The sequence below is a fragment of the Xenorhabdus vietnamensis genome, from assembly GCF_002127535.1.
GTDB classification, from domain to species: domain Bacteria; phylum Pseudomonadota; class Gammaproteobacteria; order Enterobacterales; family Enterobacteriaceae; genus Xenorhabdus; species Xenorhabdus vietnamensis.
The window spans coordinates 1-24,928 of record NZ_MUBJ01000014.1 but is presented as its reverse complement, the minus strand read 5'-3'; the positions used below and the strand labels follow the sequence as shown (position 1 = coordinate 24,928).

General features: G+C 52.8%; 17 protein-coding genes. 15 read left to right on the top strand and 2 right to left on the bottom strand.

From position 1 onward, the window contains the following. Positions 1–3 precede the first annotated feature (3 nt). The 14 genes from tagH to Xvie_RS12855 all read left to right on the top strand — a co-directional run bounded on the left by tagH (position 4) and on the right by Xvie_RS12855 (position 22,194). The gene (tagH, locus tag Xvie_RS12920) at positions 4–1,299 is read left to right on the top strand and encodes a type VI secretion system-associated FHA domain protein TagH (protein ID WP_086109723.1); all 1,296 of its coding nucleotides are present in this window, start codon (positions 4–6) and stop codon (positions 1,297–1,299) included. Next, complete coding sequence (gene tssJ / locus Xvie_RS12915; protein WP_086109722.1) at positions 1,283–1,837, top strand: type VI secretion system lipoprotein TssJ; 555 nt, start codon at positions 1,283–1,285, stop codon at positions 1,835–1,837. The genes tagH and tssJ overlap by 17 nt, the downstream gene beginning before the upstream one ends. Before the next feature lie 2 nt (positions 1,838–1,839). Beyond that, positions 1,840–3,192: a type VI secretion system baseplate subunit TssK gene (gene tssK / locus Xvie_RS12910; protein ID WP_086109721.1), complete on the top strand. Its 1,353-nt coding sequence runs from the start codon at positions 1,840–1,842 to the stop codon at positions 3,190–3,192. Positions 3,193–3,194: 2 nt separating this feature from the next. Continuing rightward, on the top strand, positions 3,195–3,962 hold the full coding sequence (icmH, locus tag Xvie_RS12905) for a type IVB secretion system protein IcmH/DotU (RefSeq protein WP_086109720.1): 768 nt from the start codon (positions 3,195–3,197) through the stop codon (positions 3,960–3,962). Between the two features lie 9 nt (positions 3,963–3,971). Beyond that, on the top strand, positions 3,972–6,704 hold the full coding sequence (gene tssH, locus Xvie_RS12900; RefSeq protein ID WP_086109719.1) for a type VI secretion system ATPase TssH: 2,733 nt from the start codon (positions 3,972–3,974) through the stop codon (positions 6,702–6,704). After that, a complete protein-coding gene (locus Xvie_RS12895; RefSeq protein WP_086109718.1) occupies positions 6,704–7,501 on the top strand; it encodes a Fis family transcriptional regulator in 798 nt (265 codons plus the stop codon). Before tssH ends, Xvie_RS12895 begins: the two co-directional genes overlap by 1 nt. Next, positions 7,498–8,187, top strand: coding sequence for a type VI secretion system-associated protein VasI (gene vasI / locus Xvie_RS12890; protein ID WP_086109717.1), 690 nt, complete (start codon positions 7,498–7,500; stop codon positions 8,185–8,187). The genes Xvie_RS12895 and vasI overlap by 4 nt, the downstream gene beginning before the upstream one ends. A 5-nt stretch (positions 8,188–8,192) precedes the next feature. After that, a complete protein-coding gene (gene tssA / locus Xvie_RS12885) occupies positions 8,193–9,647 on the top strand; it encodes a type VI secretion system protein TssA (RefSeq protein ID WP_086109716.1) in 1,455 nt (484 codons plus the stop codon). Next, on the top strand, positions 9,644–13,270 hold the full coding sequence (tssM, locus tag Xvie_RS12880) for a type VI secretion system membrane subunit TssM (protein WP_086109715.1): 3,627 nt from the start codon (positions 9,644–9,646) through the stop codon (positions 13,268–13,270). The genes tssA and tssM overlap by 4 nt, the downstream gene beginning before the upstream one ends. A gap of 86 nt (positions 13,271–13,356) precedes the next feature. Then, on the top strand, positions 13,357–14,757 hold the full coding sequence (locus Xvie_RS12875; protein WP_086109714.1) for a VasL domain-containing protein: 1,401 nt from the start codon (positions 13,357–13,359) through the stop codon (positions 14,755–14,757). A gap of 315 nt (positions 14,758–15,072) precedes the next feature. Then, positions 15,073–16,917, top strand: a complete 1,845-nt coding sequence (locus Xvie_RS12870) for a type VI secretion system Vgr family protein (protein ID WP_244175638.1) — start codon at positions 15,073–15,075, stop codon at positions 16,915–16,917. A 39-nt stretch (positions 16,918–16,956) separates the two neighbouring features. Beyond that, positions 16,957–17,376, top strand: a complete 420-nt coding sequence (locus tag Xvie_RS12865; protein WP_086109712.1) for a DUF1795 domain-containing protein — start codon at positions 16,957–16,959, stop codon at positions 17,374–17,376. Between the two features lie 12 nt (positions 17,377–17,388). Beyond that, positions 17,389–21,792, top strand: a complete 4,404-nt coding sequence (locus Xvie_RS12860) for an RHS repeat-associated core domain-containing protein (protein WP_086109711.1) — start codon at positions 17,389–17,391, stop codon at positions 21,790–21,792. 21 nt (positions 21,793–21,813) lie between these two features. Beyond that, positions 21,814–22,194 carry an SMI1/KNR4 family protein gene (locus Xvie_RS12855; protein ID WP_086109710.1) on the top strand — a complete coding sequence of 127 codons (381 nt, stop codon included), beginning with the start codon at positions 21,814–21,816 and terminating at the stop codon, positions 22,192–22,194. Between the two features lie 98 nt (positions 22,195–22,292). Here the strand turns inward: Xvie_RS12855 and Xvie_RS12850 are convergent, their stop codons facing one another. Together Xvie_RS12850 and Xvie_RS12845 are read right to left on the bottom strand one after the other, a co-directional pair. Beyond that, positions 22,293–22,616: a SymE family type I addiction module toxin gene (locus Xvie_RS12850; protein WP_086109709.1), complete on the bottom strand. Its 324-nt coding sequence runs from the start codon at positions 22,614–22,616 to the stop codon at positions 22,293–22,295. 73 nt (positions 22,617–22,689) lie between these two features. Beyond that, positions 22,690–23,088, bottom strand: coding sequence for a helix-turn-helix domain-containing protein (locus Xvie_RS12845; protein ID WP_086109708.1), 399 nt, complete (start codon positions 23,086–23,088; stop codon positions 22,690–22,692). Between the two features lie 97 nt (positions 23,089–23,185). Here Xvie_RS12845 and Xvie_RS12840 point away from each other — a divergent pair. Further along, positions 23,186–24,928: CHC2 zinc finger domain-containing protein (locus Xvie_RS12840; RefSeq protein ID WP_139838857.1), on the top strand; the 1,743-nt coding region annotated here is incomplete at its 3' end.

Below are 24,928 nucleotides of genomic sequence, written 5' to 3'. Positions count from 1 at the left end.
ACTATGGAAAAACATCAACCAATCCTTTCATTGCGGGTTCTCAATAGTGAACAGCTGGAAAGTGGTAAAGCCGCTAATTGCCAGTTCTCGTCACAGGGCGGTACGGTCGGTAGCAGTGAAAGCCATCTTTGGTCTGTGCAGGATCAACAGGGCAATGTCCATCCATCACAATTCGCCATTAGGTGGCAGGATGGCGCATTTTGCCTGCAAGTACTTGCTGAACCCGTACAGGTCAACAATGCAACCTTGACGCCTGAGTCGAGTTTGATCCTTTTGCAACAAGGCGATCAAATCAAGGTAGGCAATTTGTCGATCAAGATCCACATCAGTTTATCTGAGACAGATCGCGTAGATCCTTCAACGGTGTCTCCGGAATCACTGGTTTCCAGCTACAGCAATCCGTTGGATGCCATGATGGAAGGCGTACCCGCACAAAAATCTGTGTTTGCCCACGATGAAAGCATTGCTCCGACGGTTATGCACCGTTTCAGTGATGATCCGCTGCGGGTACTTGATAGCGAGAGTCTGACTACATTGAAACCTCAGGTTGAGGCTGATGATACGGAACAACTTTTGCCACCGGATCATTACCAATCACCCCCATTTGCTAACCCTATTTCTGATAACCGAGGCAGTGTTATGGATCAGGAGTTCCTTGATTTACCGGATATCGATTCCGATAGGCAGTACGAGAATATGGATGTTGACCATGTCGCCATTACTCCTCTCATGCGTGGGTTGGAAGCTCGCTTGCCTCTGCACGATAGCCAGCAGGCGAATGATTTTCTGCAAGAGATGGGCAAGACCATGAAAGCCGCCATTGAAGGGCTATTGGCTCTTCAGCGCGAACAACATGGATTGCGTGATAAACAACTCCGTCCTATCGAAGATAACCCGCTGCGCCTGAACATGGATTATGACACGACCATGCAGGTGATGTTCTCTGATCAGAAAAGCCCGGTACACCTCTCTGCTCCGGCAGCGGTAGCGGAAAGCCTGCAAAATCTGCAATTGCACTATCAGGCTAACCGAGTAGCCATTTCTGCTGCGCTGGACACCATGCTGGAAGCTTTTTCACCAGAGCAATTGCTTCGTCGTTTCTCACATTATCGTCGTAGCAACGAAGCCAGAAATAAAGATGCATCCTGGGCCTGGGAAATGTACACCAACTATTACCGTGAATTAGCGTCCAGCCGCCAGCAAGGATTCGAAAAATTATTCCGCGAGGTATATGAGCAGGCTTATGACCGCGCATTGCGTCAGGGCTTGGAGGAATCCAGCAATGATACATTCCGCTAGTCGCCATATATGGGCTGTAGGGATTTTATTGCTGTCAGTGATGTTGCTGAACGGCTGTAGCAGTGCATGGAACGCAACAAAAAAAGTAGGCCAGGTTGTCTGGGATCCTTCCACACCGGTAGGTAAACCTGATGAGCAGGCTTCTGTTGCCAACATTACATTGCTGGCCGAGTCCGACATCAACCCCAATGAAAGTGGTGAAGCGGCCCCTGTTGAAATGAATTTGGTTTATCTCAGTGAAGATTCACGTTTTCTGGCTGCCGACTATGACCAGCTTGAAAGCGACAAACTCGAAAAGGCACTGGGGAAAAACTACATCGATCATCAGGATTACACCCTGTTGCCGGGGCAATACAAGCCTCTGGAAGCAATCACATTGGAAAAGAAAAACCGTTACATCGGTGTCATCGTTCACTATGCAGATGCAAATCAATCTGAATGGAAAAAGATCATCCGAGTAAAAGACATCGGCCGCCATTACCACATCTTGGTGCATGTCAGAAACAACGACGTCGAACTTAGAAAAGAGGAGGAGTAATCATGCCAGGTAAAAATCGGGTGATTTGGCACGAAGGGTTATTCATCAAACCACAACATTTTCAGCAACAACAAAAACACATTGATTATCTGGCACACAGCCTTGTTTCAGTATTGACACCTTATGCTCATGGTTTCAGCTCCCTGAGCATCAATGATGATTTGCTCAAACTGGGGCGTATCGGGATTACCGAAGCCAGCGGAATTATGCCTGATGGCACTATTTTTTCTGCGCCCAGCCAAGATTTGCTGCCAAAACCGTTGGATATCGAAAATATCAATGACCTGAAAAGCAAGGATATTTATCTGGCGTTGCCAATGTCCAGCGATACCATTCGGGAAATTGCTGATCGGGATGCAGAAACTCAAAGTGCGGTGCGTTATCGGGAACTTCCTACTGATGTCCGTGACCTCCATACCAAAGGTGGTGATGCCTTTGCCCTCAACCTTGCCCAACTGACGCCAGTTCTGATGCAAGGCTCTGAGGACATGAGTGCTTACACCGCCATTCCGTTGTGCCGCATCAAAGAAAAGCAAAAAGATGGCACCATTATTCTGGATAACGAATTTATCCCGACGTGTTTGTCGATCTTTGTGGCCGACAAACTCAAGCGTTTCATGGTGGAAATTGATGGCCTGCTGACTGAGCGTTCAAGAACACTGGCTAAGCGCATTGGTTCACCGGGTCAGCAAGGGGTGGCGGATGTCGCAGAATTTATGATGCTGCAATTGCTCAACCGCGTTCAGCCGTTGTTCAACCATTATGCAAAACAAACCGTTCTGCACCCACTGTATTTATATACCGAGCTACTCCAGACTTGTGGCGAATTGAGAACATTCACCGATGCAAGCCGCCTGCCAGGGAATGTCTTGGCGTATGACCACAATAACCTGACAGACACCTTCCAAGATGCGATGCACGCAATTCGTGATGCGTTGAACGTCGTTCTGACTCCGCGTGCAACTTCGATTGCACTGAAACAGAACGAAGGTGGTATTCGTGTGGCAACGCTCCATGACAACGATCTGTTGCGCAAAGCAGAATTCGTATTGGCAATCAGCGCCAGCACACCGCAGGAACAACTGCGTCGTCAGTTCGTCCAGCAAACCAAAGTTACCTCGATGGAAAAAATCCGCGATCTGGTCAGCGTTCAGTTGCCGGGCGTACCACTGATTGCATTGTCAGCGGCACCCCGCCAGTTGCCGTACCACTCTGGATATACCTACTTCCGTCTGGATCAGAAGAGTCCGGCATGGAAAGAGATCCAGCAGGGAAATTCCATCGCGTTCCACGTATCAGGGGATTTCCCTGACTTAGATATGCAGCTCTGGGCTATCAGGGGCGGTAAGGAATAATCATGAGTGATATCAATGTTGACAGTCTGTCGCTGGAAAAGTCTGAAACGTTGAAAGCATTTCAGCGTCAGTACCAGCTACCGTTGCGTGGTGAAAGTCTCAACCCAATGATCGATGCCGCCACCCCCTTGCTGGGGATGGTTTTGCGTTTACAGGACATGAATGATCAGGCACTTCCGGACAAGCTTTACCAACAGGTTGTTACTGATATCCGAGCCATTGAGCAGTTCCTGCAAACCAAAGGTTATGAGCCGGGCGCGATTGTTTCATTCCGTTACGTACTGTGCACCTTCATTGATGAAACTGCGTTGGGGCACGGCTGGAACAGTCAGAATGGCTGGTTGAAGCAATCACTGTTGGTTCACTTCCACAATGAAACCTGGGGAGGTGAGAAGGTCTTCGTATTGCTCGAACGTTTGATGGGTGAGGCTCAGCGTTACCAGCATCTGTTGGAATTTATTTATCTCTGCCTCTGTCTGGGGTATCGCGGACGCTACAAAGTCAGTGCCCAGAAAAGTGATGACTTTGAGCGCTTGTTCCGTCGCCTGCAACAACAGCTTCACTCACTGCGCGGAGATGCGCCGCCGACCACGCTGTATGTCAACGTCAACGAGAGTGATGCGCGTTATCGCCTGAGCAGACGATGGACTATCAAGCACCTGTTCTGTATCGGCGTGGGCTTGCTTGTGGCTATTTACGGCTTTTATGCCATTCGCCTCGGCGATCAGACCCAAGACATATTAAAGCAGCTAAGTAACTTATTGAGATAGGAAGTCGCCATGATCCAGATTGATCTGCCCACCCTTGTAAATCGTTTAAACCCGATGACCCGCCATGCACTGGAAGCGGCGGCGGCATCTTGTGTCAGTCAGCAACAACCAGAAATCACAGTTGCGCAACTGCTGCTGCAAATGATCGATACGCCACTCAGTGATGTGCGCTTGATCCTAAATAAAGTGGACATTGATAAAGATCTGCTGAAAGAACAACTCGATCAGGTAATGACGCACCACCAATCTATTGTGCAGACTTATCCAAATTTTTCCCCAATGCTGGTGGAATGGTTACAGGATAGCTGGCTGCTGGCTTCCACAGAGATGCAGCACGGTGAACTGCGCAGTGGCGTTATGCTGATTACATTGCTGTTCAGCCCTCTGCGTTATCTGGCACCACAAACCGCGCGCCTGCTGGCGGGTATCAACCGCGAGTTATTGCGCCAAAACTTTGCTGAATGGACAAATGGCTCGGCAGAGCATCCTTTTGCTGTCAGCGATAAGGATGGGCAGGGCGTACATCCAGCAAACAGCGATAGCCTGTTGGCACGCTTTACCCAGAACATGACTGAGCAGGCACGTCAGGGCAAGCTTGATCCGGTTTTGTGTCGTGATAATGAAATCGATCTGATGATCGACATTCTTTGCCGTCGCCGCAAAAACAACCCCATCGTCGTCGGTGAAGCGGGGGTGGGTAAAAGTGCCCTGATTGAAGGTCTGGCCTTGCGCATTATTAACGATCGCGTACCGGATAAATTGCGCAACAGCGAACTGATGACTCTGGATCTGGGAGCATTGCAGGCAGGGGCAGCGGTAAAAGGTGAATTTGAAAAGCGCTTCAAAGGCATCATGGCTGAAATCAGCCAATCCCCGAAACCAATCATCCTGTTCATTGATGAAGCCCATACCCTGATCGGTGCAGGCAATCAGGCAGGTGGCCTGGATATCTCCAACCTGCTAAAACCCGCTCTGGCTCGTGGCGAACTGAAAACCATCGCAGCCACTACATGGAGCGAGTACAAAAAGTATTTCGAAAAAGACGCAGCGCTGTCCCGCCGTTTCCAACTGGTGAAAGTCTCTGAGCCGACAGCAGATGAAGCGACAGTTATCATGCGCGGCTTGCGGGCCATTTACGAGCAGGCACATGGCGTACTGATTGATGATGAAGCACTGAAAGCCTCGGCGGTATTGAGTGACCGTTATCTTTCTGGCCGTCAACTGCCGGATAAAGCGATTGATGTACTGGATACCGCTTGCGCTCGTGTTGCCATTAATCTGACTTCACCACCGCGTCAGATCTCTTCATTGACAACCGAATTGCACCAGATGCAAATGGAAATCGACGTGCTGGAAAGAGAGCAACGCATGGGGCTGAACGTTCATGCTGAGCGATTGGAAGAATTGCAGAACCAGCAGACAGAGGTTCAGGCACAGCTCACCGTGTTGGAAAGTAGCTGGCAACAACAGCAGGAGTTGGTGAAACAAATTATCGAACTGCGCAGCCAGTTGCTGGCTGATGATGTGCCAGTTGAAACAGAATCCGAAACTACTGAAAAAGTGGTTGAAGAGCTCGTGGAAGAAAAGCCTGAACAGACGGCTGAAAATGCAGAAGAAAATGAAACCATTGAGCATGAGCAAGCTGAGTCTGCGGTTAATGAAGAGCAATCTTTGATCGAAAAACTGGCGGTTCTCAATGCACAGTTGGCAGGGTTACAGCAGAAGCAAACACTGGTTTCCCCACACGTGGACAAAACCCAGATTGCAGCGGTAATTGCCGAGTGGACTGGCGTGCCATTGAACCGCTTATCACAAAGTGAACTGTCCATCGTCACTGAACTGCCTATCCACTTGGGACAAAGCATCAAAGGGCAGGAAATGGCGATCCAGTGCTTGCACAAACACTTACTGACCGCTCGTGCCGATTTGCGTCGTCCGGGACGTCCTCTTGGTGCATTCCTGTTGGTAGGGCCAAGTGGCGTCGGTAAAACCGAAACTGTCCTGCAAATTGCGGAACTCATGTTTGGCGGCCGCCAATACCTTACCACCATCAATATGTCCGAGTTTCAGGAGAAACACACTGTTTCCCGACTGATTGGCTCACCTCCGGGCTATGTGGGATACGGCGAGGGTGGTGTGCTGACCGAAGCCATTCGTCAGAAGCCGTACTCTGTCGTTTTGTTGGATGAAGTGGAAAAAGCACACCCTGACGTACTGAACCTGTTCTATCAGGCTTTCGACAAAGGGGAGCTGGCGGATGGAGAAGGGCGCATCATCGACTGTAAAAACGTCGTGTTCTTCCTGACTTCAAACTTGGGCTACCAAACCATCGTAGACAATGCCGAGCAGCCAGGGCAGATCAACGACCTGCTGTATCCGGAACTGGCGGCATTCTTCAAGCCGGCACTATTGGCGCGTATGGAAGTGATCCCTTACCTGCCGCTGGGCCATGAAACGCTGAAAACCATCATTCAGGGCAAACTGGCTCGACTGGATACCCTGCTGACTCAGCGTTTCAACGCAGAAGTCACCATCAGCGATGAAGTATCAGAAGAAATCCTGCAACGCGCTACCCGCGCGGAAAATGGTGCCCGTATGTTGGAGTCCATCATTGATGGTGCACTGTTACCACCGGTTTCATTACTGTTGTTGCAGAAAATGGCTGCGGGTACACCAATCAAGGCTATTCGCTTAACTGTGGCTGAACATGAATTCCATGCAGAGGTTGAGGAGGCAGAATAATGAAACAGCGGCTGAAAAGCGCGTTAGCGTTATTGGAAGATGACACTATAGGGCAACTGGTTGACCATTTTTTACAGGTCAGCCATAGCTCGCGTTTTGATGCCCTGTTAGTTTTCCTGCTTAACATCAATGAAAACAGGTTGGAATGCTACAACTTGCCGGAGCCTCAGCAAACCAATTCGCGCCGGTTGCAAGTGGACATTGATGACGTCAATAACCCGCTGATACAGGTATTGCGCAAGGGAACCCCAATTGTTTGGGATTCCCTTAATCACGGGGCACGCATTGACGACCCCCATTTCCGCACGTTTATTGCAGAGCTGCCGCATAACTGTGGGTTATATGGCACGCCTCTGTTTGACTGCAATGGGCAGGCTTGCGGTGTGATCGCCATCTTTGCCGAAAATGTCCTCTCTTTCACCAACAATGAAAACATGTTCGGCATTTATTGCCATGTTATGCAGCATCGCCTGAAAAAATTGCAGGAACTTGAACAACTACGCGGACAATTACGCCAAATCCGCCAGGTATTTCAGGTTCAACGCCAAAAAGAAAAACAATTGGATGAACTGCTTGCTTCCCTGAGTGAATCTAAAAACCCGGCGGCGGTCAGCAGTATCTCCGTGGATTACAGTCATATCGATAATCTGCCAAAGGCCATAGAAGAATTTGAAAGCGCCGTGTTGGTTCAACGTCAGCGTCAGTTTGGCAATGATACCAGACTGATCGCGCAAAGTTTGGGAATTCCCCAGAGGACGTTGGTTTACAAACTGGCTAAATACGGGTGTAGATTATGAATATTGTTTTAATTATCAGCTCATTGCTCGCTTCATTGACAGGGAACCCGAAGTTTGCGGAAGTGGCAAAATCAACGGAAGCGGTAAAATCAACGGAAGCAATCGCGGTAGTAAAGGAAGAGCAAAATTTAGATGAATTGCATAAATGCCGCTTTGAGCCGTCTCCTCTTATCCGGCTGGCATGTTATGACAGGGCGTTGAATAACCTCAAGTTCAAAACTGTACAAATTCCTATCGAAAATATGGGGCCTTCATGGCGGAAAGCGATGGAGCAGGAGATGAAACGCACCGATTACTCCACCAGCTTCATTATGACGCAGGGGGAAAACGGTGCGGCACCGATCATCCTGACTACGCCCGCAGTAGGGGTACTGCCTCCACGCCCTGTATTAATGCTGAGTTGCATTGACAGTATCACCCGTTTGCAGGTGGCGCTGCCTAAGCCTGTGGAATCAGGGGCTGTTACCGTAACAACCGATAAAACCGAATACCGTACGGAATGGTTTGTGCGGGAACATGGTTATTTATGGGAATCCAGCCGTGGTTTGCCGGGTATTGAGGAAATCAAGCGCCTGATGGACAGCGACCGGATGAGCATTACGGGCAGCAATGGTAGCCAGATAACCTTTAACATTTCTCAGTTGGAGCAGGCCGCGAAGCCATTACGCGCTGCCTGCCGTTGGTAATCGACATGGACATCAGAACACAATTCGACTGGTTCGGCTCCCTACTGGCCCCCCTGTCCGACGAACAGATTGGCAAGGGACTGGGAGACAGCGAACCTGCATGGGAATACATTGACGGCGAGATGATCAAATTTGGCTCACTGTCACATGGCTCGCTGGATGTTGAAGAGATCCAGCGTCAGGCCTTGCAACTGCTAAGCGAAAAGAGCAAGGACTTCCGGCTGGTGGTTCATTTGCTGCGTACCCTGCAACATGCCGGCAACTCTGCTGAATTGATCCTTGCACTGGAATTGCTGACCGAGTATGTCAAAAACTACTGGGAGAAGGCTTGGCCAACCAAGCCACAGTTAAAACGCCGGTTGGCACAGCAAGTGCTCAAGCGTTTTGACTCAGCCCAGGGCAGTTTTATTGAGCAGGCGAGCAAAAGTGAACGGGATGATGCACAAGGGGCATTCGCACATCTTGCTCAATGCTGGCATACCAATGAAGCTGATCTCGCCAAAGAAGTTGACCAACTGCGCATTCGTTATAACCGTCAGTCAGAAGCTGTACCTCTGGAGACAAAACCGGCTCCAGTCAAGGTATCAACATCCACAGCTGAATCTCTGGCACAAGCGCCCCAGAGCTATGAATCTGCACCAATGCCAGAAGTAGACGTCAACAGCTCGAGTGAAAAAGCATGGAAGCAGACCCTGATAACCGTCGCAGATTTGCTGTGTGAGCGGCATCCTGAATCGTCAGTGGGTTATTCTCTGCGTCGCCACGCGGTATGGCACACCATCACCACGGCACCGATGGCGAATGCAACAGGAAAAACCCCGTTGGCACCGACTTCCGCAGATCGCACCGCTGACTATTTGGCAAGATTGCCGATGGCAGACAACAAATTGCTCCAACAAATCGAGCAAAGCCTGACGCTTGCCCCTTATTGGCTGGATGGTCATGCCATTGCCGCACAAGCTGCATTGCAATTGGGTTACGTAAACGTCTCGTTGGCCATTCGCGACGAGCTGAGTGCGTTTCTGGAGCGATTGCCCGTACTGAAAACCCTAAGTTTTTCTGACATGAGCCCGTTTATTTCTTCTGAAACCCTCGACTGGCTTGCACCTGAACCAGTAGCAACGGGCAATGGCTCCGTTTCTGCTGATCAGGAGGTTATCTGGCAATGCTTCCAGCAACAGGGATTAGAAGCAGCCCTGAAAATGCTGGAAGAGCATCAGCAACAGTTAACTGAGCCACGGGATCAATTCTATGGCCAACTGCTCAATGCCCAATTGCTTGCAGAAGCTGGCATGACAGCACTGGCTCAACAGCATTACCGGAATTTGTTACACACGGGGCAACACATGCAACTTACTCAATGGGAGCCGAGCCTGTTGGCTGCATTGGCTGAAAAATTAGCTGAAAAACTCCCTTCTCCTTCTAAGGATACGGCTTCAAACAGGAGCGTTAACCCATGAAATGGCCCTCTTTGTCATCTTTGGCACCATTGAAATCAGCCTTGCCGGCGCTGGCGAAGTTTAAGTCCCTGCCACGGCTCAAGGCATTGATGACGCTGATTCTGGCGCTTATCCCCTGCTTGCTCCTGATTGCGATCTGGTGGTGGGGCCCAGAATGGAAACTCCGCAACGACTATCCGCTGGAAAGCCTCGCGGCACGCTGGTTGGCAACCGCCATCATCATCATGATGGTGTTGTTCTGGATCGGCATGAAAGCGTGGCGTCGCTTGCGGACACTGGAAAAACTTAACCTTGATGTTGAACTGAAAGTGGTTGATCCGGTACGGGTAGATATTGAACATCAAGATCGCTACCTTGACCACTGGAAATCCCAGTTGCAACGCCATCTGGACACCTATAATTACCTGTATGAACGCCCGTGGTACATGGTCATCGGTAGCCAGAAAAGCGGTAAAACCTCACTGATCAAGGAAGGCTATAAGCTGTCCGAAATCGCGGCACCGGAATATTTGCGTCAGGACGGAGAATTACCCCTGATGTTGCGTTGCTGGTTGGGGGAAAAAGCAGTCATCATTGATCCGAAAGGTCAGTTGATTGACCAGCCAATCCCGCTTAACAGCGACAAACCACAAATCAACAGCCGTCTGTGGGAATCGTTACTGAACTGGTTGACTGAAAACCGCCAGCGCCAGCCACTCAACGGGATTATTCTGACCGTGGATACCCTGCGCCTGCTGACCGATAACCGCGAACAGCGCGAACGTTATGTGAGGGAGATCCACCAGCGTCTGCAAGATATTCGTCTGACCTTCCACAGCCAGTTGCCGCTCTATCTGGTAATGACCAAAATCGACCTGCTGCACGGCTTTGAGGCAATGTACCAGTCACTGGATCGCAAACTGCGCGACCAGATTTTGGGGGTGACATTCAGCCTCAATAACCGCGATGAGAAAGCGTGGCATAGTGAACTGGAGCAGTTCTGGAAACAGTGGATGAACAACCTGAATACGGCGATGCCGGACATGATGCTGAACAATGTGGATGCTAACCAGCGCAGTGCCCTGTTCAGTTTCACCCGTCAGGTTCAGGGCTTGTACAGCTACATTGTCCAGATGCTGGAAGATATTCTGTATAACGACGAACATCAACGTTCAACCCTGCGTGGCGTTTATCTGACTTCGGCACATCAGGTGGGGCAGATGGATGACTTGTTCACCCAATCTGCCTCGGCTCAGTATCACTTGGGCTCCCAAGCGTTCCCAACCTGGCCGGCGGGCGACACGCTGCCGTACTTCACCCAGTCCCTGTTTGAAAATGTCTTGCTGGCAGAACCGAATCTGGCGGCTGAAAACCGGATCTGGCTGAGCCGCAACCGTCGCCAGTTGTATACCTTCTCTACAGTCAGTGCGTTGGTCATCGTAGCAATGTGGGGTGGCTGGCATTACTTCTACCAGAAAAATTATCGGGCGGGTGAGGAAGTATTGGCACAGGTGAAAAATTTCCTGTCTGTTCCACCACCGAAAGGGGATGACCACTATGGCAATCTCCAACTGCCGCTGATGAACCCGATCCGTGACGCAACATTGGCTTACGGTAACTATCGTGAGCATAAATCTTTCCTGACCGACATGGCGCTGTACCAAGGCGATCAAGTCGGCCCGTATGTGGCAAATACCTATCTGAAACTGCTGGAGCAACGTTTCCTGCCATCCCTGATGCTGGGACTGCTGGATGATCTGAATCAGGCACCAGCAGGCAGTGAGGAAAAACTCGAGATCCTGCGTGTGATGCGCATGATGGAAGATCAGAGTAAGCGTAACAACGGACTGGTAGCCCAGTATATGCGTGAGCGTTGGAGCAAGGAATTCCTGGGCCAGCGAGATGTGCAGGATGCGTTACTGACTCATCTGGATTACGCCTTGGATCGTACCGATTGGAAAGAAAAACGTGATAAAGGCGAACAGGATGCTATTGATCGCTTCGCGCCGTTTGTCAAACCTATCCATCAAGCCCAGCAGGAGCTGAAAACACTTTCCGTCAAGCAGCGGGTGTACCAGAACCTGCGTATCAAGGCACAGGATGCGTTGGCCGCGCCGATCAACCTGCGCGATCAGATTGGCCCGAGCTTTGACAGCGTGTTTGTTGCCAGCAACGAAAAACGGCTGGTTGTTCCGCAGTTTCTGACCCGTAACGGCTTGATGGATTATTTTGTCCAGCAAGGCGAGCAGCTGGTGGAACTAACCGCAATGGATAGTTGGGTGCTGAATATAGAACAGAGTAATAAAGAGAAGTACAACGAGGCGGGAGCATCACAGAATAACGACAAGAACAAGAGCCACGACGATTATAGTCAGGCAGATCAGGATATGATCAAGGATGAAATCACCGAGCTGTATCAGGCAGAGTACACCGCAACCTGGCGGGCGGCGATGAACAACCTCGAAGTACGTGACTTTGATGATCTGCCGCAGGCTATCAGTGCCATCGAACAGGTGATCAGTGGTGAGCAGCCTATTAAGCGAGCGTTGCAAATCCTGAACGATAACACCAATCCGCCGGCGGTAAGCAGCTCGCTGAGCGACAAAGAAAAACAGGTGTTGTTGAAGAAAGAAGACTACAAACTGTTGAATAGCATCAGCCATGGCTTTGCCGCGGAAACCGGCGTACTGATTGAGCACGGTGACAAAGGCAGCACGCTGCAAAGTGTCTACCAGAAACTGATGGCGTTGCACCGTTACCTGCTGGCGATCCAGAACTCGCCGGTGCCGGGTAAGGCCGCACTGCAAGCGGTACAGATGCGTCTGGACAAGAATAACAGTGACGCCATTTTTGAAGTGCAGCAAATGGCGAAGAACCTGCCGGAACCGCTGAACCGTTGGATTGGTGACCTGGCTGAGCAGGCATGGCGTGTAGTGATGATGGAAGCCGTGCGTTCGCTGGAAGTGGAATGGCAAGACACTGTAGTCAAACAGTACCAGACCTATCTGGCGGGCCGCTATCCATTCAACCCCAATGCCCGCGAAGAAGTGCCATTGAGCGAGTTTGATCGTTTCTTCCGGCCGGACGGGACACTGGATGCCTTCTATAAGCAGAGCCTGAAACCGTTTGTGGAAAATAACCTGACCATAGGCACTGACGGCAAGATGCTGATCCGTCCGGACGTGATGAAACAGCTGGAAATGGCAAACCGCATTCGTACCACCTTCTTTACACCACAAAATGGCCTCGGTGCCCAGTTTGCCGTTGAACCGGTGAGCCTGACCGGCAACAAACGCCGTGCCTTGCTGAACCTTGATGGTCAGCTGGTGGATTACTCCCACGGGCGCAGCAACGTGGCACGTCTGATCTGGCCAAACTCAATGCGTACAGGCACAGAAAGCAAGCTGACCCTGATGCCGGCGAAAAGCAATCAGGCACCGCGCTCCATCAGCTTTAGCGGCCCATGGGCACAGCTGCGGCTGATTAACAGCGGCAAGTTGACCAACGTCCAGCCGGGCTTCTTTGACGTGCGTTTCAGTGTTGATGGCGGTGATGTGACCTACCGCATCTATATGGACGAATCGGACAACCCATTTGCGGGCGGGCTGTTCAGTCAGTTCAAACTGCCAGACACCCTTTATTAATATGAAGACCTTCTATTAAAGGAAAGTACCTCAATTAACCACCCCCTGCCTTCGGGCGGGGGTTTTTTTAAGGAGAAAAGCCAGATATGAGCGGACACCCTGAAAATCTCATCATCCGGGCGGGCGGCAGTCCGCTGAACCTGCCGGAATTTGCCGTTATCCGCGATGAAATCAACAAAACCAGCCACCCTGCACAACCGGAAGTGAACTGGCCGTTGGTGGAATCCCTGTCCCTGACGATATTTAAAACCAACGGCGTCGATTTACAGACGGCGATTTACTACACACTGGCACGAATGCAACTGAACGGACTGGCAGGGTTCACCGAGGGCTGTGAACTGCTGGCGGGGGTTATTGTCAGTGAATGGGACGCCCTGTGGCCGCCACAACCGCAAGTGCGTACTGACCTGCTGGAGTGGTTCCATTCCCGTACAGGCAGTGCGTTGCGTCAACAGGATTTTTCTGCCAGTGACTTACGGATGATTTACCGCGCTGAACGGGCACTCCAGCTGATTATCGACCGGTTGCAGCAATCAGACCTGAAACGCCTGCCGCGAGTGGAAAATTTGCTGTGGTTTTTCCAGAACGCAGCGAAAAAACTGGAAAAGCCGCGGCAGGCCGCCAAACCGGCATCGCAGCCGGTGCAGATGCCGCCGCTGGTTTATCTCTCCCAGTCAGAGACGGAGCCGGATATGCCACCTCCGCCACCACCACCGCGTCATGATCCTCAGCCAACGGCCGATAATAACCAACAGAGGGTAAGGGTACAGTTTCCCGAACAACCGCCGAAGGGATTAAATGCGTGGCAGGGCTTTGGCCTTGGTGCCTTGTTGGGCGGGTTGGTGTTGGTGGGGAGCTGGTTGTTGTTCTACAAGCCGTTGCAACAACAACTCAATACCATTACCGACCAACCGGCGGGTGCCCGGCTGGCGTGGCTGTACCAGCCCGAACTGGAACGTTATCAGAACCAGTTGGATCGGTTGGCGGAGAACTCGCCACTGGTGACGTGGGAAAACGCCCGCACGGTGACCGAAACGGCGGAGCAACGTTGGCCCACGTCACCGGACCAGCGGAATATCACCCGTCAGTGGGAGCAGGCGATGACTGCCCGAATTGACAGCGTGCCCCTGAAAGGCAGCTGGAATGCGACCCGTGACCAGCTTCAGCAACTGGCGGACAAAATTCTGTTGCAGGAGCGTACCCGTGGCAGCTTCACACTGTCTTATCTGAAAACGGCCATCTATGACATTCAGCGCAACCACGGCAGTGAAGTTCCGCTGGAAGAACTGCTGCGTCAGTTGAGCGTCTATACGGCAAAAGGGGACACCGTGCCGCCGGTATTACTGAAAAATATTGATGAACGTTTTAACGCCCTGCTTGGCCGTTATGACCGGCTGCGACAGGCGACAGAAAATCCGGGCAAAAACGGGGCCGAACGCCCGACCAAACACCATGAACAAGCCGTCACTACTGACGGTGGGTATTAATCAGGGAGACAGACCATGTCAATGAAAAAGAGCATTGCGAAACTTAAGAAAGGGCAGGCCCTGATTCAGCAGGGACAGCAGGCCGCCCAAATGGCCCAGCAGGCGGCGAGTGGGTTGGGGGGCTTGGGGAAAAGCGTGGGCGGCGGTTTGACAAGAACGCCGGGGATAGTGCCGGGCGGGGGCTTTGGCGGTGGCGTGGAGGGCACCAAAGCCCCGATGGCTTCCGGCCAGAACTCTTTTGTCGGGCAGGGACTGGCTGAACGCGCGGCCAGTGGTCAGCATGCTGCGACCAAAGCGCTGCAAAAAGCCGGAGAAATGCTGGGTGGCGGGGGCGGTGCACCGAGCGGGTTGCAATTTACCCTGACAGCAGGCGGTTTGCCGCCGCAGACCTTTGTCGTCACCGACTTCGCCCTGACAGAAGGCTTTTCCCAGCCGTTCCACCTGAATGTGGGGCTGGCCAGTGCCGACCCGGCCATCGATTTTCCGGCGGTACTGGACCGCACCGCCACCCTGACCATCCTGCAGGAAGGGGTTGAGCAGCGCAGCATCACGGGTATGGTAGCTCGTTTCGAGCAGGGTAACACCGGGTTGCACCAGACCACTTACCAGATGACTATCTGCCCTGACCTGTGGCGCACGACCTTACGCCAGAACTCACGCATCTTCCAGCAGCAGGACATTGCCACGATTGTCACCACCATCCTGAAAGAGCACGGCATCCGTGACGTGGTGTTCAGCCTGCGCCATCCGCATCCTGAACGGGAATTCTGCGTCCAGTATCAGGAAAGCGACTTTGTGTTTCTGCAACGGCTGACAGCCGAAGAGGGCATCTTCTACTTCTTTGAATGCGGCAGCGGGCGTAACACGCTGGTGTTTGCCGATGATGCCGGCTCCGTTCCGCCGGGCATTGTTGTCCCGTATCAGCCGGGGGAAGCCAGTACACTGGGTGAGCCTTCGGTGGGCAGCCTGACATGCAGCGCACAGGTGCGTCCGGCACAGGTAGAGCTGAAGGATTACACCTTCAAAAACCCGGCCTGGGCGGCAGAATTCCGCGCGCAGATGAAGGAAGAAACCCTGCAGGAGATGTACTACGAGCACTACGACTATCCGGGACGCTTTAAAGACGAGGCCCACGGGGAAGCCTTTACCCGTTACCGCCTTGAAGCCCTGCGCAACGACGCGGTGATGGGACAGGGCAGCGGCCATGCCATCGCGGTGCAACCGGGTCGATTGTTCACCCTGACCAACCACCCGCGCCCCGACCTGAACCAGCCGTGGCAGGTGGTGAGCGCGAGCCACACCGGCAGCCAGCCGCAGGCACGGGAAACCGCGTCCGGCGACAGCGGCACCACGCTGCACAGTCATTTCAGCTTTATCCGCCATAACCAGAGCTGGCGTCCGACCCCGCTGCCGAAACCCACCATTGACGGCCCGCAAATCGCCAAAGTCGTGGGACCGGCGGGGGAAGAAATCTTCTGTGACCAGTACGGCCGCATTCGCCTCCAGTTCCCGTGGGATCGTTACGGGCGCAGCGATGACCACAGCTCCTGCTGGATACGGGTGACCCAGCCGTGGGCCGGCCAGGGCTGGGGCATGCTTGCCATCCCGCGTATCGGCCAGGAAGTGGTGGTGGACTTCCTGCACGGCGACCCGGACCAGCCCATCGTCACCGGCCGCACCTATCACGCCAGCAACATCCCGCCGGGCGGGCTGCCGGGCAGCAAAACCCAGATGGCCTTCCGCTCCAAGACCCACAAGGGAGAGGGGTATAACGAACTGCTGTTTGAGGATGCGAAAGGCAGTGAAAAGCTGGCGATGCATGCGCAGAAGGACATGAGTACGGAAGTCCTCAATGACCGGTCGACCCGGGTGGTGCATGACCACACAGAAAGTGTTGGCAACAATCAAGCCATTACGGTGCGTAAAGATCGCCACAAAGAAGTCATAGGCACGGAGGTCAGCAGTATCGGGACACGGCAGGTGACGGTGGAGAAAACCAGTGTGCTCAGCGTGAAGGGCGCCATCACCATTCAGTCCGTCGAAGACGGTATTTATATCGGCAATACCAAAGGCAGTATTTCTATCGATAAGGATGGCAACATCCACATTACGGGCGAAACGGTGATTATCAACGGCCAGAAAGTGATCACCCTGAACTGATCCCGTTAACCCTGTTAAAAAAGTGAAAAAGGAAACACGATGAACGCACAACCTTACCAGATGAATGAAGGCACCCTGACTCTCCCTGCCCACTGGCGCGATGAAACCATGCAGGTTTTTGTCCTGCCGGATGACAGTGGGGTCAATCTGGTGATTAACCGGACACCTGTGCCACAAGGCACAGACCCGGCGGCCTATTATGAACAAACCCTGACCCAATTTGCGACCCACCTGCCGGGTTATAAAGAGCATCAACGCTTACACATGACACTCAGTGGCGAAGGCGCATGGCGGCTGGATTACCACTGGCAAAGCCCGGAAGGGGAAATGCACCAGACGGTGGTATTGCAAATCCGGGGCAGCCAGTTACTGGCCTTTAATCTGACGTCACCGCAACCCTTTGAAGAAGGGCAACGCAACGCGTTACTGGCGGTGATCACCAGTTTTCAGGCCGTGTGACAGGAGGTCATCATGGGACTGGGTGACGAAATCGTAACGCGGATTGCCCGTGTGGGAGCAACCCATGCGGTGGGCAGAGCCATGCCCCCCTCACAGCCCCGCGGCCCGGCAGCGGCGCGTGAGGGCGATATTATCCAGCATTCGAGTTTCTTGGGTGCACTGGCCGGCGTTGTTGTCGGCGCATTGATCGGTGCCGCCGTCTTTGCGGCGGCCTCAGCACTGATAGTGGGGACGGGGGGGTTAGCCACGGCGGCGGTACTGGCATTGGGTACAGCGGGTACTATCGCACTGGGCGGGTTTATCAGCGATGTCAGTTCGGCGGTGGCCAATATGGTGGACAGCATCGGGCCTCCGGATGGCGCGATAAGCAAAGGTTCACCGAATGTCCTGATTGAGGGCAAGCCGGCGGCCCGGGCGACCGTGGATTTAGCCACATGCAGCAAGCACCCGCCACCGCTGATCGCACAGGGCAGTGAATCGGTGTTTATCAATGGCGAACCCGCCGCGCGGAAGGATGACAAGCTGGTGTGCGGCTCGACGATCAAGAGCGGGGCGAGCAAGGTCTTTATCGGCTCCGGTCAGGGCACGTATCTGGAAATCGAGGAAGAATTTTCCGGCTGGCAACGGGCGTTATTGATCGCCGTGGAATTTATTGTTCCCCCCTCGCGTGGGCTGGCAAAAGGTATAGGAAAGCTCTTTACCAAAGCAGGACAGAAAGCTGTTGTAAGGGGAGCATTTAAGGGCGCGAAAAAAGTCGGGGAGATTGTCCGGGGCAAAACACTCAAGTGCGCCAAAGCCGCTTTTAAAGAAACCAAAGGCGCAAAACGTTACTGGGCCAGTACGAAAAAATTCTTTACCGGTGATCCGATTGACGTCACCACCGGGGCGCTGTTTGACCAACGTACTGATATTGACCTGGGGCAGACGATACCGCTGCTTTTTACCCGTAGCTGGTCGCCGGGGCTGCGGGGATGTCTGGGCGAGAACTGGTTCGATAATTTCTCGGAATGCGTCCTGGTGACGGGAGACCGGATAGAAATCCTGACCACCGAAGGGGCTTCCCTGCATTTTGCCCTGCCACCGGGCGTTGACCATAGCATCAACCCGGAGCATCCCGATTTTAGGCTAAGCCGGGAAAAGTCCGGGTTTGTCCTGACCGAGCGCAATAACCCGGTTCGCAAGTATTTTTCGTTGCAAATACTCACTGAAAAAGGCACCCCCGCCAGCGGGCAAACATGGCGGCTGACTGAACACCGTGACCGCAATGGCAATGCCGTGCGTTTTCACTATAACGGCACACATCAACTGAAAAAAGTCACCCACAGCGATGGCCCGGAACTGGTGTTGTCCTACCGGGAAGATGGCCTGCTGGAAGCGATCCGCCGCACTGACAATGGGCTGAATGACGTGATGGCACGCTATGCCTATCATGACAATGGCTGGCTGTCCGAAGCGGACAGTGCCCAGCAATTTCACCTGTTCTATGACTATAACGCACAGGGGCTGATTAGCCGCTGGTCGGATGGCGACCAGACTGCCGTCGATTATGCCTATGATGCACAAGGCCGTTGTATCCACAGCGTCGGCAGTGGCGGGTTCTACCCGGTGCAACTCACCTATCAACCGGGCATCACCCGTTCAATGACGCCCGAAGGGCACACCACAAGCTGGTATTACAATGACCAACAACAGGTAACCCAGGTCGAAACCCCGTGCGGTCATGTCACGCGTTATGACTATGATGAATGGGGTAATCTGCGCCACCAGATTTTACCGGAAGGGCAAACCCTGACATTAGATTATCTGGCGGATACCGGGCTGGTGACCGCCTTTACCGATGCGACCGGCGCGACATGGCAGTATCACTACGATGATTTAGATCGGCTTATCAGCATGACCGATCCGCTGGGCCGAGTCTGGTGGCAGCAATATGACAATCACGGTCATGCGGAATGCTTTATTGCACCGGATGGCAGTAAAACCACGCTGACGCGCAATGAATTCGGGCTGGTGATTGTGGCAGAGGACACGGAGGGGCACAAGCGGTCGTGGGAATATGATCCCCAGAAGCGGCTGACCAAACTGTTTGATGAAGAGCACCGCAGCCTGCGGCTGGGCTACGACAGCCATGACCGCTTGCAGCGGCTGGTCTCGGGGGGCGGCGCGCTGTGGCTGTGGGAATACGATCGCCATCATCGGCTGGCTTTAAGCGATCGCCCGAACAACAGTCTGGAACGTTTTCGCCATGACCGCCACGGCAACCTGACCGGGTGGACGGATGCGCGTGGCGTGCAATGGCATATCGAATACGGCCCGTTTGACCTGCCAGTAGGACGTATCGACGGGGAAGGCCACCGCTGGCAGTACCGTTATGATCTTAACAGCCTGCAACTGTTGGAAGTCATTAACCCGCAGGGAGAAAGCTACTGCTACACACTGGATGCCGACGGGCGGGTGATCACTGAAACCGACTATGCCGGCACGCAGTGGCACTATGCCTATGATGGCAATGGCAACTGCACTGAAAAACGGGATGCACTGAACAATATCACGCGTTTTGAGTACGATGCCGCCAGCCGCATGACCGCCATGCACACCCCCGAAGGCACGACCACCTACGGTTACGATATCCTCAGCCGTTTACTGGCAGTCACCGCACCAGACAGTGAACCGCTGACCTTTGAATACGATGATAAAGACCGCATTGTGAAAGAAACGCAGGCACACGGCGACATCCAGCGGGATTACCCGGACAGCGCCACCGTGGAAAGAACACTGCAAACACCGGAGGGTCAATGCTGGCAGGCAAAAACCGAAGCCAATAAGGTGGGCGAGCTGAGGCTGTTAAACCTCAACGGTGCGCATACACTTAACCTTGAACGGAACGAAGACGGTCATGAATGGCACCGCCAGTCGGATAAAGGCTTTATCCTGCGGCAAGAGCATTCCTTAATGGGGCAGCTGACTGCACAACGTGCCGGGTGTAATACTGAGTTTTTTGAAGCCCATGAAGTGGCTGATATTCCCCTGCCGACACTGGCAGGCTTAGACCGGGAATATCGCTATGACGCGGCGCTCAATCTGGTGGCCGCAAACGATGATCGGCAATGGCTGCGTTATGTGGTCAACGGCAACGGGCAGGTCACTTCGGTCAGTGACGGCGAACGCCTGCGCGAGCATTATCAGTACGATGCCTGTGGCTACCCCTCCCGCCGTTTTGATGGCCTCAACGAGATAGACGGGGAACGGCTCTACCAGAAAGGCCACCGGTTACGCCAGCTGGGTCAGCATCTGTTTGAGTATGATGATGCCGGGCGGATGACCGCCATGCAGCTGTGGCAGGAGGGGCACCGCCCGCAGCTGACCAAGTTTAGGTGGAACAGCCAGAACCAGCTTACCGGGGTACAGACGCCGGGCGGCCAGCAGTGGGACTATCGCTACGATGCCTTCGGGCGGCGTACCGAAAAAGCCTGTGAGCGGTCAGGTGAGCGCACCACCTACCTGTGGGACGGGGACGTGCCAGCGGAGATCCGCGAGTACCGGCATAATCGCTTATACAGCATCCGCCATCTGGTGTTCGACGGCTGGCAGTTGCTGGCCCAGCAGGTGCAGTTTTTTACCCTGAACCCGGAAAACCGCCATGAGCTTATCGCCGGAAACATTCAGACCCAGTACGCGGTGTGTGCCCCGACCGGGGAGCCGCTGGCGTTGTTTGATGAAAGCGGGCACCGGGTCTGGCGCCAGCCGCCGCAGAGTTTGTATGGCTTGCGTTTAGGGGTACAGGGCGAAAATGCCGAACTGAATCCGGGGCTGAAATATGCCGGGCAATGGCTGGATGAGGAGAGCGGGCTGGTCTATAATCGGTTCCGGTATTACTCGCCGGTAGCCAGTTGTTATCTGACGCTTGATCCCATTGGGCTGATGGGTGGAGAAAACTTGTATGCCTATGTGCAAAATCCAACTGGCTGGATAGATCCATTAGGATTAGCATGTAACAACCCTAATGGATATAAAGCAGGGGATGTAGACTTACATGGCAATTTGTCTCCGGGCGTAAATCGAGCACCAGGTCACAGTAATACTAAAGCTGATGATCTTGTACAGAGTCACCATCCAATACAGGATCATTGGGCTAAGAAACGCATCAAAGGTTATAAAAGGAATTCAGCGCCTGCCACATTATTACATTCATCTTCGGGAATGCCACATGCTCAAATCAGTGCGGCACAAAGAACAAGACGAGCAGGATCCGGAGGATGGGACAAAACGCTAAAAGAAGAATTCAATATAAGTTATAGAGAGATGATTGATGCTGGCGTACCGAAAGCTCAAGCAAGGAAGTCTCTTGGTGATGCTTATAAGTATTTTGATGGGCTTAGGGGCGCTAATAAAAACAATCCATTCTTTGATATTTAGGTTTATCAAGAGGAAAATTCCATGAATAAAGAAGATGTTTTAGAAAGATTAGATTTTATTGAAAAAGAAATGGATATTAAATTACCCCATTACTATAGGAAATTTTTGTCCGAAGAAATTCAAGATAAGCCTTATATTGAGATAACTGGGAAAGAACAAGAGAATATCTATGTTTATAATTTCGATTATGTCCTTGAAAGGAATAAAACATATACTATTCAGGATGTTGAGAGGAATTATTTTTTAATTGGTCAAGATGGTGATCTTGGTTATTTTATTTATGTAGAAAAAGGTAAGGAAAGTGATGTTATTTATAGCCTAGACTTGGGGGCTTTAGGTAGCGTCGATATGGAGGAAGATGGGGATAAGGAAGCCGATAATATTTATAATTTAGGAATATAAATATCTAGACATCAGCCAAGATAATGAATTAAATCTATCTTGGCTGAATAGTTTATATCAAATGAATTTTAGTGGATGAATATGTATCAAGAAGTAACTCAATATTCCACCTTATAATCCCCAATTAGTTCCCGCATCCTGAGTTTAATCTCGCTAAGCTGATTTTGCTGGCGTTCGTATTGTTGCTTAATGGTGCGGGTCTCGTCGTTGTCAGGAATGAGCACCAGACAGCCCTCCATAATCTTGACGGTGAGTGTGTCACCAATCTCAAAGCCCGCCTGTTTAAGCCATCTGCCCGTTAAATTTATCGCGGGTCGGGGGTTCGGCCTGCCATTTTGCGGCACGTATCCCACGGTGTAATAACGTTCGGTTTTGGCGGCTTTATTTACCGCCCGGTTTTGCTTAGAATGCGCCTTAGCCATCATTCAACTCCTTATTAGTTGCTTGTGGTGAGCATTCTGGTCGTGCTCCAACACGGTCAGAATGCGTTAAATCTCAGCGTGTGATATTGATTGCCTGTTTAATCTTCTCTTGGGTGATTGCCATGTCCAGAATGCGGCAAATCACATCCTGATCTTCTGCTTTTAACCCGTCAACCTGCTTACATAACTCTTTTAGCCGCTTGTTTTTAATCTCAAAAACGGGAGCGGTTGCCCCTTCTTCACCCAGCAGTAAATGGTCAATACTGACTTCCAGTAACTGCGCCAGTTTAATGATGTAATCAAACTGGGGCTTAACCTGCCCCTGCTCCCAGCGTCCTACCATCCGGGGCTGGATATCCAGCAAATTAGCCAGTTCTATCTGTGTAAGCTGTCTGGCCTTGCGCAGCGTGGCAAGGCGTTTACCAAAATCAGTCATAAATGAACAAAGCCAGTTAATGTGTTTGTTCATCATGATAAGTGTCCTTTTTTAATGTTGGGCTTGAAAGTATTATATTGACCTGTATTATATAGGTCAATAATGACCTTGACGCATTTTAAAGGATTAAGACATGGCTCGCATTCCCGAAGCAGAGTTGCAGCACCTGAAATCCGCCGTCCCTTTAGTGGCTATCATTGAGCAGCAGGGGCGGAAGTTGATCCCACGTGGTAAAGACAGGATCGTGCTGTGCCCGTTCCATCAGGAGAAAACGCCCTCGATGGTGATCACGCCGTCGAAAAATCTCTATCACTGCTTTGGTTGCGATGCGGGCGGATCAGTGCTGGACTGGGTCATGAAAACGGAGAATCTGAGCCTGCGTCATGCCTGCGAACGGTTACGCGCCATGCTCGGCAGCAATCCGGCGGTCGAGCCGCTGGTTGTATCGTCAGAGCTGCTGCGGGATGCGGTCGGGCAACAGGCGCTGCGGTTACGGGTGGCGGAGTTTTATCACCATACACTGCTGAATGCCCCGGAAGCACAGGCCTATCTGACTAAACGGCGGCTGAATCACCCTGAGTTAGTGGCACAGTTTAAGCTGGGCTTTGCCAACCGCACGCTGGGGTATCGCTTGCCCGCCCGACAACTGAAAGTCGGGGCGGAGATCCGCGCGCAGCTTCAGACGGCCGGGTTGTTGCGTGAGAGCGGGCATGAACACTTCAGCGGCTCACTGGTCATTCCGGTGATCGGTCTTAATGGCGAAGTACAGGAAATGTATGGCCGCAAAATCATTGATCGCCTGCGGGCCGGGACGCCCAAACATATTTACCTGCCGGGGGCGCACCACGGCGTCTGGAATGAAGCCGCCCTGATGGCCTCAAAAAGCCTGATCCTGTGTGAATCGCTGATCGATGCGCTGTCGTTCTGGGTGGCCGGGCACCGCCATGTCACAGCGGCTTACGGTGTGAACGGGGTTACAGCCGATCACTGGCAGGCCTTTGCACAGTACGGGATTAAGCAGGTGCTGATCGCCTTCGACAATGACAGCGCAGGCAATGAAGCCGCGGTGAAACTGGCCGTAGCACTGGCCGCCAAAGGGATCACGCCATTGCGCGTGGTGTTCCCGTCGGAGATGGATGCCAACGGTTATCTGTGTCAGGTCGCCGAGCCGGAAAGTGCCTTTGCCCTGCTGCTTGAAAGCGCCGTACCCATGCAGGATGTGGCTGGCATCGTTGCGGTTGAGCATCAGACGGCTGATCCCGTCACGGTTCCCGAACCTACTTCTGCTTTAGTGGCTGAACCCGCCCCCAACACCACACCGGGGGTTGTCTGTGAACCCGGCGAGAATGGCGAGCTGCTGATATCGGTCGGCACACTGCAATGGTGTCTGCGGGGAATGGGCGCAATCAAAGCCGGTGCCGCCGCCATGAAACTCAATGCGCAGGTGCTGGACAGGCAAAGCGGGGTGCTGTTCGCGGATGGGGTTGATCTGATGAGTGCCCGCAGCCGGAACAGTTATGCCAGGCTGGCGGCCACCGAACTGGGTCTGGCAGACGGGGCACTGAGGCGTTCGCTGGGGCAGGTGTTGCTGGCTGCCGAACAGTGGCTACAGCAGGCGGCGAACCCGGCAGCAGCAGCGCCTGAGCTGAACGAGGCTGAACGGGAGGCGGCACTGGCTTTGTTGCAAGATCCGGCGCTGGTCGGGCGTATCACCGCTGATTTAGCCGCCTGTGGCGTGGTCGGTGAATCAACCAATCTGTTAGCGGGCTATCTGGCGGCAGTGAGCCGAAAGTTACCCAAACCCTTAGCCGTCCTGATCCAGAGCAGCAGCGCCGCAGGTAAGAGCAGTCTGATGGATGCCGTCTTGAATCTGATC

What these genes read in the sequence shown, in the direction of transcription:
- tagH (WP_086109723.1), top strand. Translation starts at nt 4, where the DNA reads ATGGAAAAACATCAACCAATCCTTTCATTGCGGGTTCTCAATAGTGAA.
- tssJ (WP_086109722.1), top strand. Translation starts at nt 1,283, where the DNA reads ATGATACATTCCGCTAGTCGCCATATATGGGCTGTAGGGATTTTATTG.
- tssK (WP_086109721.1), top strand. Translation starts at nt 1,840, where the DNA reads ATGCCAGGTAAAAATCGGGTGATTTGGCACGAAGGGTTATTCATCAAA.
- icmH (WP_086109720.1), top strand. Translation starts at nt 3,195, where the DNA reads ATGAGTGATATCAATGTTGACAGTCTGTCGCTGGAAAAGTCTGAAACG.
- tssH (WP_086109719.1), top strand. Translation starts at nt 3,972, where the DNA reads ATGATCCAGATTGATCTGCCCACCCTTGTAAATCGTTTAAACCCGATG.
- Xvie_RS12895 (WP_086109718.1), top strand. Translation starts at nt 6,704, where the DNA reads ATGAAACAGCGGCTGAAAAGCGCGTTAGCGTTATTGGAAGATGACACT.
- vasI (WP_086109717.1), top strand. Translation starts at nt 7,498, where the DNA reads ATGAATATTGTTTTAATTATCAGCTCATTGCTCGCTTCATTGACAGGG.
- tssA (WP_086109716.1), top strand. Translation starts at nt 8,193, where the DNA reads ATGGACATCAGAACACAATTCGACTGGTTCGGCTCCCTACTGGCCCCC.
- tssM (WP_086109715.1), top strand. Translation starts at nt 9,644, where the DNA reads ATGAAATGGCCCTCTTTGTCATCTTTGGCACCATTGAAATCAGCCTTG.
- Xvie_RS12875 (WP_086109714.1), top strand. Translation starts at nt 13,357, where the DNA reads ATGAGCGGACACCCTGAAAATCTCATCATCCGGGCGGGCGGCAGTCCG.
- Xvie_RS12870 (WP_244175638.1), top strand. Translation starts at nt 15,073, where the DNA reads ATGCTGGGTGGCGGGGGCGGTGCACCGAGCGGGTTGCAATTTACCCTG.
- Xvie_RS12865 (WP_086109712.1), top strand. Translation starts at nt 16,957, where the DNA reads ATGAACGCACAACCTTACCAGATGAATGAAGGCACCCTGACTCTCCCT.
- Xvie_RS12860 (WP_086109711.1), top strand. Translation starts at nt 17,389, where the DNA reads ATGGGACTGGGTGACGAAATCGTAACGCGGATTGCCCGTGTGGGAGCA.
- Xvie_RS12855 (WP_086109710.1), top strand. Translation starts at nt 21,814, where the DNA reads ATGAATAAAGAAGATGTTTTAGAAAGATTAGATTTTATTGAAAAAGAA.
- Xvie_RS12850 (WP_086109709.1), bottom strand. Translation starts at nt 22,616, where the DNA reads ATGGCTAAGGCGCATTCTAAGCAAAACCGGGCGGTAAATAAAGCCGCC.
- Xvie_RS12845 (WP_086109708.1), bottom strand. Translation starts at nt 23,088, where the DNA reads ATGATGAACAAACACATTAACTGGCTTTGTTCATTTATGACTGATTTT.